At 70.6% G+C, this 12,615-nt stretch carries 11 protein-coding genes; 6 read left to right on the top strand and 5 right to left on the bottom strand.

Annotated elements, in window-relative coordinates; all coding sequences use genetic code 11:
- Positions 1–128: 128 nt before the first annotated feature.
- The 4 genes from D7Y11_RS13905 to D7Y11_RS13890 all read left to right on the top strand — a co-directional run bounded on the left by D7Y11_RS13905 (position 129) and on the right by D7Y11_RS13890 (position 6,327).
- Positions 129–1,190 (top strand): mannose-1-phosphate guanylyltransferase, encoded by a 1,062-nt coding sequence (locus D7Y11_RS13905; RefSeq protein WP_121779763.1) that lies wholly within the window; start codon positions 129–131, stop codon positions 1,188–1,190.
- Positions 1,191–1,404: 214 nt separating this feature from the next.
- The gene (locus tag D7Y11_RS44260) at positions 1,405–3,804 is read left to right on the top strand and encodes a serine/threonine-protein kinase (protein WP_233607283.1); all 2,400 of its coding nucleotides are present in this window, start codon (positions 1,405–1,407) and stop codon (positions 3,802–3,804) included.
- Positions 3,805–3,973: 169 nt separating this feature from the next.
- On the top strand, positions 3,974–5,344 hold the full coding sequence (locus D7Y11_RS13895; protein ID WP_120561255.1) for a phosphomannomutase/phosphoglucomutase: 1,371 nt from the start codon (positions 3,974–3,976) through the stop codon (positions 5,342–5,344).
- Between the two features lie 50 nt (positions 5,345–5,394).
- Complete coding sequence (locus D7Y11_RS13890; RefSeq protein ID WP_121779762.1) at positions 5,395–6,327, top strand: ROK family protein; 933 nt, start codon at positions 5,395–5,397, stop codon at positions 6,325–6,327.
- 132 nt (positions 6,328–6,459) lie between these two features.
- Here D7Y11_RS13890 and D7Y11_RS13885 read toward each other — a convergent pair whose 3' ends face one another.
- Positions 6,460–7,518 (bottom strand): oxidoreductase, encoded by a 1,059-nt coding sequence (locus D7Y11_RS13885; RefSeq protein WP_126933932.1) that lies wholly within the window; start codon positions 7,516–7,518, stop codon positions 6,460–6,462.
- 46 nt (positions 7,519–7,564) lie between these two features.
- Complete coding sequence (locus D7Y11_RS13880) at positions 7,565–8,458, bottom strand: DUF547 domain-containing protein (protein ID WP_233607282.1); 894 nt, start codon at positions 8,456–8,458, stop codon at positions 7,565–7,567.
- Positions 8,459–8,600: 142 nt separating this feature from the next.
- On the opposite strand from D7Y11_RS13880, the gene D7Y11_RS13875 reads away from it, so the two are divergent.
- Positions 8,601–9,602, top strand: a complete 1,002-nt coding sequence (locus tag D7Y11_RS13875) for a Rieske 2Fe-2S domain-containing protein (protein ID WP_233607281.1) — start codon at positions 8,601–8,603, stop codon at positions 9,600–9,602.
- Positions 9,603–9,651: 49 nt separating this feature from the next.
- Here the strand turns inward: D7Y11_RS13875 and D7Y11_RS13870 are convergent, their stop codons facing one another.
- Together D7Y11_RS13870 and D7Y11_RS13865 are read right to left on the bottom strand one after the other, a co-directional pair.
- The gene (locus tag D7Y11_RS13870) at positions 9,652–9,861 is read right to left on the bottom strand and encodes a hypothetical protein (protein WP_120578416.1); all 210 of its coding nucleotides are present in this window, start codon (positions 9,859–9,861) and stop codon (positions 9,652–9,654) included.
- A gap of 143 nt (positions 9,862–10,004) precedes the next feature.
- On the bottom strand, positions 10,005–11,390 hold the full coding sequence (locus D7Y11_RS13865) for a TolC family protein (RefSeq protein ID WP_120578415.1): 1,386 nt from the start codon (positions 11,388–11,390) through the stop codon (positions 10,005–10,007).
- A gap of 239 nt (positions 11,391–11,629) precedes the next feature.
- Between D7Y11_RS13865 and D7Y11_RS13860 the strand changes: the two genes are divergently transcribed.
- The gene (locus D7Y11_RS13860; protein ID WP_233597170.1) at positions 11,630–12,082 is read left to right on the top strand and encodes a MarR family winged helix-turn-helix transcriptional regulator; all 453 of its coding nucleotides are present in this window, start codon (positions 11,630–11,632) and stop codon (positions 12,080–12,082) included.
- A gap of 52 nt (positions 12,083–12,134) precedes the next feature.
- Here D7Y11_RS13860 and D7Y11_RS13855 read toward each other — a convergent pair.
- Positions 12,135–12,615 (bottom strand): energy transducer TonB (locus D7Y11_RS13855; protein ID WP_148139206.1); only part of this gene is annotated, 481 nt, incomplete at its 5' end.

The raw sequence follows: 12,615 nt of genomic DNA, 5'->3' as shown, positions 1-12,615 counted from the left end.
GTCGCGCCCCATCCCTCGGAGGGTAGGCGGCCGGGCCCCCTTCCTCCGCTGGCGCGACGCGCTATGGTGCGCCGCCGTGCGCGCCAGGCCATGGGCCGGCGTGCGCCCCTAGGAGCTCGCACCCGTATATGGCCCTCTACCCCGTCATCATGGCCGGAGGCTCCGGCACCCGCTTCTGGCCGCTGTCCCGCCAGGCCCGTCCGAAGCAGTTCCTCCCGCTGGCCTCCAAGCAGCCGCTGCTCACCGACACCGCCCAGCGCCTCAAGGGCCTGGCCCCGGTGAAGAACACCTTCATCGTGTGCGGCCCCGTGCACGCGAAGACGGCGCTGAAGCTGGTGAAGGGGCTGCCCAAGGGCAACCTCCTGGTGGAGCCCGTGGCGCGCAACACCGCGCCCGCCATCGCGCTCGCCGCGCTCCAGGTGGCCGCGCGCGACCCCAAGGGCGTGCTCGCGGTGCTGCCGTCGGATCACCACGTGGCGGACGTGAAGGGCTTCCAGCGCACGCTCGCGGAAGCGGCGCGCATCGCGGAAGGCGGCCACATCGTCACGCTGGGCATCAAGCCCGCGCGCCCGGAGACGGGCTACGGCTACATCCAGGTCGGTGCCGCGCTGGACGGCGGCGGCCGCCGCGTGAAGGCGTTCAAGGAGAAGCCCGACCTCAAGACGGCGCAGGAGTACCTGGCCGGCGGCGACTACCTGTGGAACGGCGGCATCTTCGTCTTCCGCGCGGACGTGATGCTGGCGGCCTTCCAGAAGCACATGCCGGAGATGCAGAAGGGCCTGGACGCGCTCCAGAAGGCCGCGGGCAAGCGCACCTTCCCGGCCGTGCTCAAGCGCGTGTTCCCCAAGCTGCCCTCCATTTCCATCGACTACGGCGTGATGGAGAAGGCGGAGAACATCGCGGTGCTGGACGGCGACTTCGGCTGGTCCGACGTGGGCTCCTTCGCCGCCATCCCCGAAGTGCGCCCCGCCGACGCGCAGGGCAACGTCGTCTCCGGCGACGCGGTGCTGGTGGACTGCACCAACTGCGTGGTGCTGTCCGACAAGCGCACTCTGTCCGTCGTGGGCATGCACGACGTGGTGGTGGTGGACTCCGGTGACGCCGTGCTCGTGGTCCCCAAGGACAAGAGCCAGGACGTCCGCAAGGTCGTCGAGGCCCTCAAGGCCCGGAAGCGCACCAAGCTGCTGTAGGCCTGGAGGCGACTTCGCCTCCTGTTTCACCCCACACATTTCTTCCCGGGGCTCCCTGTCGTTTCTACAGGGGGCCCTGGTTCGTTTTGCGGGGTTTGCTGGCACTCGCGGGTGTTGGAGTGTCGCGGTCCGGACGAAAGCGGGCCCCGGGCATGAGGCGCGCGGGTTGCAAGTCCATCCCGGGTCCGCCCCATTTCCGGGGCGACAGGCGGGGATGGCGATGGGCTGCAAGCGCTGCGTGGGCGAACACCGGGATGGGGAGGCGTGCCCCGTCGCTGCCCGGCCTCCGGTGTCGGGGGATTCGCTGGAGGGTCAGCGGCACGGGCCGCTGATGCTGAAGCGCCGGCTGGAGGTGGGGGCGGTGGCGTCGCTGTACCTGGCGGAGTACGTGCCCACCGGCCACCGCTTCTCCGTGAAGGTGCTGCACGCGCACCTGTCGGCCCGTCCCGCCGTGCGCGCGAGGTTCATCGCGGAGGCGCTGGCGCAGCGCAACGTCGTGCACCGCCACGTGGCGCGCGTGCTGGACGTGCGCCCCGGTCCGCAAGGACTGCCCTGCGTGCTGCAGGAGGCGCCGGAGGGTGAGTCGCTGAGCGCGATGCCCCTGCCGCTGTCGCCGGCCGAGGTGGGCGAGGTGTTGGATCAGGCGCTCGCGGGGCTGGAGGCGGCGCACGCGCGGGGTCTGGTGCATGGGGACCTCACGCTGGATTCGATGTTCATCACGCGCGACGCGAAGGGTGAGCGGCGCGTGCGGGTGCGGGACTTCGGCGCGGGCGCGGTGCGGGAAGCGGCGCTGTCGCCGGAGGAGCGCACGCAGGGCGTGACGGTGGGCTCGCCCACGTTCATGGCTCCCGAGCAGTGCGAGGGGATGAACCGGAGCCCTCGCGCGGATGTTCATGCGATGGGCGTGGCGGGCTACCTGCTGGTGACGGGCCGGCTGCCGTTCGGCCTGGGGCGCTCCGCGGACGTGACGCTGTTCCCGCCTCACGCCATCAACCCGAACGTGCCGCCCGCGCTGTCCACCGTGCTGCTGCGCGCGCTGGCCGCGAAGCCGGAGGAACGGTTCGACAGCGCGTGGGCCTTCCGCGTCGCGCTCGCGGAGGCGCTGGGCCTGAAGGCGCCGGTGCGCAACGCGTTCGCGGATGCTCCCGAGGATGTGTCCGATGTGGTGGAGGTGGTCGCCACGGCGAAGGAGTCTGCCGAGACGCACGGCGCGGCGGACGACTTCGACATCGTGGAGGACGTGCCTGAATGGGGCATGGCCGCCTCGTCCGTGGGGGATGCGGCGTTGCGCGCGGCGCATGGCGTGCCGTCCAACGTCCGTCCCGGTGAGGGGGACATGCGCGCGGAGGTGGCCGCGTTCTGGGCTTCCGCCGTGGCGCTGCTGGGGTCCGCCGAACCGGAGCTGCCGGCCGAGGGCTACGTGCCCAACGCGCCGGCCAAGACGATGAAGCTCGGCATCGTCACGCCGAACTCCCTCCAGGCCACCGCGCCCATCCTGCTGGTGGATCCGGCCTCGCCCCTGGACGTCATGGCGCAGCCCTCGGTGAACTCCACGTCCACGCTGGGCGCCGCGGCCATCCCGTTCATGACCCTGGCGCCGTCGCTGGAGCCCGTGTCCATTCTGTCGCCTCCGCCCATTCCGCTGGTGGACGTCGTCGATGAAGCCGCGCCCATTCCGCTGGTGAACGCCGTGCCGCCCCTGGAGGCCTCCGCGCCCCGCACGGACGCGCCCTCGGACCTGCGCGTGCGCCTGGGCCTCACGCCGGGCGAAGTCCTCCAGTCCGTCTCCGTGAGCGACGTCGCCCCCGAGGGTCTCTTCGCCGAGTGCCAGGGCTCGCTGCCCCCGCTCGCCGCGCGGCTGACGGTGGAGGTGTCCTTCCGGGGCGAGACGGCCCTGGGCGCCTGCGACGTCGTCCGCCACGTCACCTTCGACGAAGCGCGCACCTGGAACGTGCCTGCGGGCGTCTTCGTCCATTTCTCCGACGAGTTCCCCGCGCTGGGCCGGCTGCTCTCCCGCGCCCTCATGGAGGACGCAGAGCCCGCGCCCGACGGGGAGCTTGGCCGCATGCTGTCCCGAGCGGAGGCCGTCGCCCGGGACCCCTACACGCTGCTGGGCGCGAAGCACGACGCGGACTTTGGTGACATCCACCGCCGCGCCCAGGCCGCCCTGCGCCGCCTGCTCGCCTTCCAGCACCGCCCGCTGCCCACCGTGCAGCGTCAGGCCCTGGACGCCCTGCGCGTGCGCGTGCTGGCCGCGCAGCGGATGCTCGGCGATCCGCTCTCCCGCGTGGGCTACGACGCCACCCGGGGCAACGTGAGCGGCCTTGCCCGCTGCGTCGCCGCGGGCGTCCCGGAGCCCACCATGGAGGCCCTGCGCAGCGCCTTCCTCGCCGCCCGTCCGGAGGTGGAGAAGAAGGCCCGCGCCCTCTTCACCCAGGGACATGCGTTGGAGGTCCAACGGGCTGTTCCCGCCGCGCTGGAGCGCTACGCGGAGGCCCTCAAGCTGGACCCGCTGAACACGTCCTGGCTGAAGCACTACCAGTCGCTGCTGCGGCGGGTGCCAGCAGGCTCCGGAGCCGGTGTTGGTGCCCAGGCCCCCGGGGCCATGGTCTGATGGGGGCCATCAGCCCTCGCCGGGGGTAGGTTCCGCCCTCCCAGGGGGGCCGGGCGTTCAACAGTCAGCCGGGCCCGTTCGGGCGTGTGCAGCCCCCAGGCCCGCTCGTGTAGTGTCCGACGCCTTCCGTTACGCCCTCCCGGTTCCTGTCGAGGGTGGGGACACTGCCATGAACGCGCACATCTTCCGCGAGTACGACATCCGAGGCCTGGTGGACAAGGACCTCACCATCGAGGTGGTGGAGCTCCTGGGCCTGGGTCTGGGCACCATGATCCGCCGCAAGGGCGGCACCTCCATCGTGGTGGGCCGCGACTGCCGCGAGTCCTCCACGCGCTTCCGCGACGCGCTCGCGAAGGGCCTCACCGCCACCGGCCTGGACGTCTACGACGTGGGCGTGGTGCCGACGCCGCTGACCTACTTCGCGGCGAACACGCTGCCCGTGGACGGCCTGGCGATGATCACCGGCAGCCACAACCCGAAGGAGTTCAACGGCTTCAAGATTGGCGCGGGCAAGACGACCTTCCACGGCCCCGAAATCAAGGAGCTGCGCCGCCTCATCGAGGCCAAGGACTTCGCGACCTCGAACAAGCCCGGCAAGGTCACGCCCTTCGACATCATCACGCCCTACAACCACTTCATCCGTCAGACGGTGAAGGTGGGCCGCAAGGGGATGAAGATCGTCATCGACGCGGGCAACGGCACGGGCGGCGCCATCGCGGTGCCCCTGTTCGAGAGCATGGGCTTCGACGTGGTGCCCCTGTTCTGCGAGATGGACGCGGACTTCCCCAACCACCACCCGGACCCCACGGTGGTGGAGAACCTCCAGGACCTCATCAAGAAGGTGAAGGAGGTCAAGGCGGAGGTCGGCATCGCGTACGACGGCGACAGCGACCGCATCGGCGTCATCGACGACCAGGGCAACGTGCTCTGGGGTGATCAGCTGATGGTGCTCTTCAGCCGCTACGTGCTGAAGGAGTCCCCGGGCGCGGCCATCATCGGCGAGGTGAAGTGCAGCTACACGATGTACGACGACATCGCGAAGCACGGCGGCAAGCCCATCATGTGGAAGGCGGGCCACTCGCTCATCAAGTCGAAGATGAAGGAGGAGCACGCGGAGCTGGCCGGCGAGATGAGCGGTCACATCTTCTTCAAGCACCGCTACTTCGGCTTCGACGACGCGGTGTACGCGTCCGCGCGCCTGCTGGAGATTTTGACGCACGAGAAGCAGTCCATGTCGCAGCTGCTCTCCGACGTGCCGAAGACCTTCGCCAGCCCCGAGCTGCGCTTCGACACGACGGAGGAGAAGAAGTTCGCCATGGTGAAGCGCGCCACGGAGATTCTCCGCGACGCGGGCCACAAGGTGGTGGACGTGGACGGCGTGCGCGTGACGTTCGAGGACGGCTGGGGCCTCATCCGCGCGTCGAACACGCAGCCCATCCTGGTGCTGCGCTACGAGGCCAGCACGGAGGCCCGCGTGAAGGAGATTCAGGCGCTCATCGAGAAGACGGTCGCCCAGGCGCAGAAGGAAGTCGGCGCCTGAGCCTTTCGCGCTCCACGCGAAGCACACGCACGTAAGGGAGGGAGCTGGACATGCCGACGCTGGGAATCGACCTGGGCGGGACGTTCGCCCGGGCCGCGGTGGTGGACGGGAAGGGTGAAATCCTCGCGAGCGCCAAGGTCGCGGTGCAGGACCGCAAGCCGCAGGGCGTGGTGGAGACCATCGCCCAGGCGGCGGAAGAGGCGGTGAAGCAGTCCGGCGTGAAGGTGGACGGCTGCGGCGTGGGCGCGGCGGGGCAGATCCACAAGGACACGGGCGTCATCTCCGTGGCGCCCAACCTGGGCTGGCGTGACGTGCCGCTGGCGGCGATGTTGACGAAGCGGCTGGGCTTCGACGTGAAGGTGGTGAACGACCTGTCCGCGGCGGCGTGGGGCGAGCTGCACGCGGGCGCGGGTCGCGGCGCCCAGGACATCCTGGTGGTGTTCGTGGGCTCCGGCGTGGGCAGCGCCATCATCGCGGATGGGCGGCTGGTGCAGGGCGGCGGCGGCGTGGCGGGCGAGCTGGGCCACATCAAGGTGGTGCCCGGTGGCCGGCTGTGCGGCTGCGGTGAGCACGGCTGCCTGGAGGCGTACGCGGGCGGCCACAACCTCATCGCGCAGACGAAGGAACTCCTGGCGTCCGGCGGCTCGCGCGTGCTGGAGACGCTGGCCCACGACGACCCGGACACCATCACCCCGGTGACGTTGGAGACGGCGGCGGAGGCGGGGGACGCGAAGGCCAAGGAGATCCACGACCGCGCGGCGCGGTTCCTGGCGCTCGCGGTGGCCAACTACGTGACGGTGCTCAACCCGTCGCGTCTGGTGCTGGGCGGCGGTGTGCTGACGCACTGCCCGGGCATCAAGCGGCAGGTGCTGGACGGCGTACAGCAGTGGTCGTCCCGCGTGTCGCGCGAGGGCCTGCTCATCGCCGACGCGGAGCTGGGCGATGACAGCGGCATCATCGGCGCGGCGCTGCTGGTGAAGTGAAGCACCCGGCGCGGGGAGGATGCTCCCCGCGCCATGCAGGTCCCGTCAGGGCGCTCGCGGCGCGAAGCCGCTGCCATGCGATGCGGCTCGCGCCAAGCATGGCTGTTCTGCGGTGGGAAGGGCGCCGGAGCGCTACGGCTGCTTTGGCGCTGGCGCCGCGCTCGTGAAGACCAGCTTCGCGATGCGGCCCTCCTCGCCAACGGCCCAGGCCGTGTCCTGCTTGCGAGGAGGGGTGGACACGGCGTGGAAGCCGGTGGTGTCCAGCGGTTCCCAAGTCCTCCCCGTGTCCTTCGACACGTCCGAACCCGTGGGCCCCACGGTGATGAGCCACATCTTCTTCTCGGGCGTGAACGGGGCCACGCAGGAGCGGTAGCCCCCGGGCGCCTTCTCCGGCACGGTCCACTTGCGCTTGCCCGCGTCCATCGTGAGCGCCGCGTTGCTGGTGGCCACCTCCGGCTGCTTGTAGTTGCCGCCCACGGCGACGCCCGCCATGGAGCTCCAGAAGTAGAGCGAGAACACGCCCGCGCCTTCACCCGTGGCCAGCGGCGTGGGCGCGATGCCCCAGGTCTTGCCCCGGTCCGCCGAGTGCAGCACGCGCGCGATGGAGCCCCCCAGCCCGAACCAGACGTGGGACTTGCCGTACACCGCGATGCTCGTGCCGCTGGCGGCGAAGCCCGCTTCACCCTCGAGCGCGGCCGGCAGTGCCCCTTGCGGCACGGGCTTCCACGTCGCGCCACCGTCCTCCGTGGTGATGACGACGAAGTGCCTTTCCACCGGGTCGCTGAACGCGATGCCGTGCTGTTCGTCCCAGAAGGCCATGCCGTTGAAGAAGGCCCCGGGCACGGTGTTGGTGAACTGGAGCGTCCAGTGCGCGCCGCCGTCCGTCGTCTTGTAGATGCGCGACTTGTCACCCGCGCCAATGGACAGCACGTAGGCGGTGCGGTCGCTGAAGGCATCCACGTCGCGGAAGTCCAACCCGTCCGCATCCGGCACGGGGGCTCGCGTCCACGTCTTTCCACCATCCGTGGTGCGCACGACGGTGCCCTTGTCGCCGCTGGCCCACGCGACGCGGCTGTCCACCGCGCTCACGCCGCGCAGCCGCACCGTCGTCCCGCTCGCCTGCGGCTCCCACTTCATGTCCGCGCTCCCCAGCGCCAGCCACGTCGCCAGCCACACCGCTCCCATCGTCATGCGCCGCTGCCTCCCGCGTGTTCGTCCGCGATGGAGGGACGCTAACTCAGCGCCGCTCGGCGGTGCTCGCGGCGTCGGGCAGCGAGGTGTCCTCGTGGACGAAGGCGATGCGGCACTTGTCCAGGTCGGGGCCGCAGGCGCGGTCCAGGTCGCCGCGCGTGTCGCAGCCCGGGCGCTCCTCGCAGGTGTCCGGCAGGAAGGCCCAGACGAACTGGAGCACGTTGCCGCCACGGCCCTCCGGCAGCGCGTTGAGGAAGTCCTGCTTCTGGTCCTCGAACAGGTGCGCCAGGCGCACGGTCTTGTCCTCCAGCTTCACGTTCCGCGCATCCCCCACGTACTGGCGGCTGGCGTCGTTGAGCTGGGCGTCCAGGAACTCCGGCTGATAGGGGGCGCCGTCCAGCCGGGGCCCGCCGCGCGTCCCCCGGAAGAGGGCGAAGTGCACGCGCGGGTCGGCGTACTCGCCCAGGAGGATGCGCTGCTCCAGGGCGTACAGCGTCAGCCGCTCGCCGCCCACCGGCCACGTGCGGCCCCAGTAGAAGCGGCCGAACCAGGAGGCATCCACCCCGTTCGGGTAGCGCTCCACGAGCTGCATGAGCACCAGCGCGTTGTACGCGTTGATCCAGTACGCCAGCCCGTCCTCGGGCGACGGGAAGAGCTCCGGCTTCCGGTGTGGCGACACCGCCGCGAGCGACGCGACGAAGCGCTCCAGCACCGCGCGGTCACGCCGGAGGCCCTCGAAGTCCAGGTCCCCGCTGGGGCGCACGTGGCTCAGCGCCTGCGCATAGTCCGTGTAGCTGAAGGGCCCTGCTGCTGGGGGCACCGGCGCCGGCAGTGCGCCGCGCACGTACAGCCATGCCCCCGTGGCGAGCGCCACCAGCACGGCCATGGTCGCCACGGCGAACCAGCGCGCACGGCGGCGGGAAGGGACGGGAGCTTTCACGGCCGGGCAGTCTATGCCACCCGCGAGGCCGGCCTCCCACACCTTCAGGTCTTCGTGCGACCCACCGGGGTCCACCGCGACAGCCCGCTATACTGCTGGCGCCATGGAGCCTACCCCCGACGTCGTCAGGCATTTCCATCCGGTGCTCCCCTCCCGTCAGCTCCGCCGCCAGCCCGTCCGGGTGGAGCTTGCGGGCCACGCCTACGCGCTCTTCCGGGACGCCGCCGGCAAGGCCGCGGCGCTGTCGGACGCGTGTCCGCACCGCTTCGCGCCGCTGTCGAAGGGCCTCGTGACGAAGGAGGGCCAGCTCCAGTGCCCGTACCATGGCTGGCGCTTCGACTCGAAAGGCCACGGCACCAACCCCAGCCAGCCGGAGCTGCGCCACTGCGAGGCGAAGAGCTTCCAGGTGGTGGAGCGCCACGGCTACCTCTGGCTCGCGCACGCGGACACGCCCGAGTCCGCGATGCCGGAGCTCGCCAGCGGCGACTACGTCTTCGGCGGGACGTTCTCCACGCTGTTCCAGGCGCCGCTGCACGTGGCGCTCGACAACTTCAGCGAGGACGAGCACACGCCCTTCGTCCACACCCGGCTGGGGTGGAGCGGCTCGCAGGCGGGCGCGGTGGAGTTCGAGGCGCACAACCACGACGACCACACGGAGGTGCACTACCGCGCCCCGCAGCGGCCCGCGCCCATCATGCGCCTGCTCGCGGTGGGCAAGGGGGACTTCTTCCGCAATGACTGGGTGACGCGCTTCGACCCGGTGCGCAGCGTCTACACCGTCAGTTGGATCCAGCCCTCGGGAGCGCCGCGCCCCTTCATCACGCAGGCGCATATCTTCTTCGTGCCGGAGACGGCGCGCACCACGCGCCTGCACGTCTTCTCCTTCCTGCGCACGACGGTGCCCGCGCTGAGGCCCCTGCTGCCGGTGGCGGCGAAGGCCGCGCTGGGGCTCACCTGGTGGGAGGTGCGCGATGACGCGCGCTTCATCTCCACCGTCGCGGACACGCCCTACAGCCACAAGGGCATGCGGCTGGACAAGTACGACAAGCCGCTCGTGCACCAGCGCAAGCTCATGGAGCGCATCTACTACGCGCACCCGCCTGAACCGGCGCTGCCCCAGGTCCGCGACGCCACCGGCACCTGAACGACAGGACAGCCGTGGCATCGCGAGGACCGATGGGACACGCGAGTCCTCAGTGCATCGGCGCGGGCTCTTCGTATGAGGGTACCGTCTCGCCGGTGCGGGCCTCGTAGGCGTTGCAGCCGCTGTTGCCGGAGACCACGAGCGCGAACTGCTGGAGCTCCGGCTGATTGCAGCTCTGCGTCGCGTCTTCGCTCGGCTCGTCGCTGTTGCCCGCGAAGAACCGACAGTTCTTGCAGTTGCCCCAGGATTCATCCGCCATGGTTCCCTCCTCGTGGAACGGGTCCTACAGAGGAGGGTGGGGCCGGTGATGGACCCCCACAACGAAGCACCTGCTTCCCGCCCGGGAGGGCAGGGGACCCGGCGCCCTGAAGCGGGCGCCGGGAATGGCTCGTCACACCGCGCCTACTGCTGGGGCGCGGGCTGCTGCGGAGCCGGCTGCTCCTGGGCAGGCTGCTGCGACTTCGGCGCGCCCGCGCCGGGCTCCGCGCCCAGGGCGGCCGCGTCCTTCTTCACCGAACCGGACTCGAAGGAGCCCAGCGAGTTGAGCAGGCGCAGCGCGGCGAGCGACGCCTGGAGGCGCTCGGACACGAAGCCCACTTCCGCGTTGGTGAGCGCGGTGTTGGCGTCCGCGACTTCCAGGTAGGTGGCGACGCCCGCCTTGAAGCTCACGTCCGTCAGGCGGTTGGACTCGCGCGCCAGCTCCAGGGCCTCCTCGGCCTTGGAGCGGTTGGCCAGCGCGTTCTCCAGGTCCAGCTTGGAGCGACGCACCTCTTCCTTCACGCGGGCCTGCGCCAGCACCTGGGTGACGGTGGCTTCACGCACGCGCGACGACGCCTCGGAGAGGTTCGCCTCACGCAGGCCGCCGTCGAACAGCGTCCAGCTGGCGCCGAAGGTGATGGCCCAGGTCTCGTTCTGGCCGGTGAAGCCCGCCGCGTTCGCGATGCGGTAGGCGCCCGTCACGCCCAGCGTGGGCAGGTAGCTCAGGATGACGCCCGTCTTGTTGATGCGGCTGAGCTTCAGGCCCACTTCCGCGGCCTGCACGTCCGAGCGCTCCTGGATGGCCTGGTTGACCAGGTCGTCCGGCGACGCCTGCGCGGGCACCGTCGGCTCCGGCGGCGGGGCCAGGTCGAACTCCGGCTCGCGCTGGATGAGCGTGCCCAGCGCCAGCTTCAGGCCCGCGAGCGCGTTCTTCGCGCGCACCAGGTCCTGCTCCGCGCGGGAGCGGTCCAGCTGGGCGCGCAGCAGCGCCACGCGCGTCACCGTGCCCGCGTCGAACCGGGCCTGGGTGTCCTTCTCCCGCGCCTGGTTCAGCTCCAGCAGCCGCTCCTGCGCGCGCAGGGCTTCCTGCTGCGCCGCGGCGCCGTAGTACGCCTGCGCCACGCCGAAGAGCACCTGCCGGCGCGCCGTCTGCGTGTTGAGCTCCGCCAGTTGCACGGACTTGTAGGAGGCCGCGATGCCCGCCCACAGCTGCGGCGCGATGATGGCCTGCCGCGCCTCCAGCTGAGCACCCTTCTGGATGAGCGGCTGGATGGTGATGTCCACCGGGGCGATAGGGCCTGCCGGGATGATGGCCGCCACGTTGTTGCGCGTGATGGAGGCCCCAGCGGTGATGGTGGGCAGGTAGCCCGACCAGGCCTTGCGCGTCGCGAGCGATGCCTGCTCGAAGCGCTCCTGGGCGATTTTCAAATCGAGGTTCTGCTGGCGGGCGGACTCCAGTGCCTCATCCAGCGTCAGTACGGGCGCCGCTGCCAGGGTGGCCGACAGGGACAGCGCCAGAAAGGTACTCATACCGCTTCGACCTCCTCACCGACCCGCGGGAGCGCGAGGCGGATCCGTCCAATGGACGACTGCGTTGCGTCCTCTACCCGACCCCAGGGCCTCGTGAAAGTACTCCGCACTGTCGGATGTTGGAATATGCGGAATGTAGTAGCGGTCAATGGTTGATGATGTCAATTGTTTATGTGCGTCCGATGACTTAACGTAACTTCACTATGAACGGCTTCAGCGACGGTCCTAGCGAGCAGGTGATGCGCCGGTCGGCGGCCACCACCGACCTGTCGGAGGGTGGGAGTGGGCTGCCGGAGCAGGCGTGGACGCTCCTCTTCGAGCTGCTGCACACGCACATGCGCAACTTCCCCGCGCTGGCGGCGGAGTTCGACCTGTCTCCCGTGCAGGCGCACGTGTTGAGGCAGCTGGGCGAGGGAGCGCTCGCCATGAGCACGCTCGCCAACTACCTGTCGTGTGACGCTTCCAACGTGACGGGGCTGGTGGACCGGCTGGAGGCGCGCGGGCTGGTGGAGCGCAAGAGCAGCGAGCAGGACCGCCGCGTGAAGATGCTGGTGCTGACGGAGGCCGGCGCGGAGCTGCGCGGCCGGCTGATGGCGCGGCTGAGCTCGCCGCCGCCCCTCATCGCCGCGATGCCGGACGAGGACCTGGCGGCGCTGCGCGACATCATGCGCCGCGCGCTCAAGACGCAGTAGGCGCATCGCCCCGGAGCCACGGCTCAGGCCGAAGCTTCCGGGGCGCGTGCCTTCAGTCCAGCAGGAAGGTGTACGAGTACTTCATCTCCGTGGCCACCGCTTCGCCGCCCTTGATGGCCGGCTTGAAGCGGAAGCGGCGGATGGCGTCACGCGCGGCCTCGTTGAGGCCGTAGCCGGGCCCGGAGATGACCTTCACGTTGCTCACCTTGCCCTCCGCGTCGATGGTGATGGAGAGCGTGACGGTGCCCTCGATGCCCGCGCGGCGCGCCTCGTCCGGGTAGGGAATCTTCACCTCGGACGCGACGGAGGGCTCCGTGTCCACCTGGTACACGGGCACGTACTTGGGCGCGGAGTAGCCCTTCACGTCCTGGGGCGCCTTCGCGGTGCCGTTGGCCTTGCCGTAGGCGGTGTTGCCCACGGGCGCGGCGAAGGAGCCCGCGCTGGTGGTGGACGACATGGTCATGCCCACCACCAACGGCGGCGGCTTGGCGGACGGCTCCGGCGGCGGCGTGTCATTGGGCGGCGGCGGGGCC

The sequence above is a fragment of the Corallococcus sp. AB018 genome (assembly GCF_003986945.1).
Classification (GTDB): domain Bacteria; phylum Myxococcota; class Myxococcia; order Myxococcales; family Myxococcaceae; genus Corallococcus; species Corallococcus exiguus.
The sequence above is the reverse complement of the archived record's forward strand: the minus strand, read 5'-3'. Positions and strand labels throughout refer to the sequence as shown.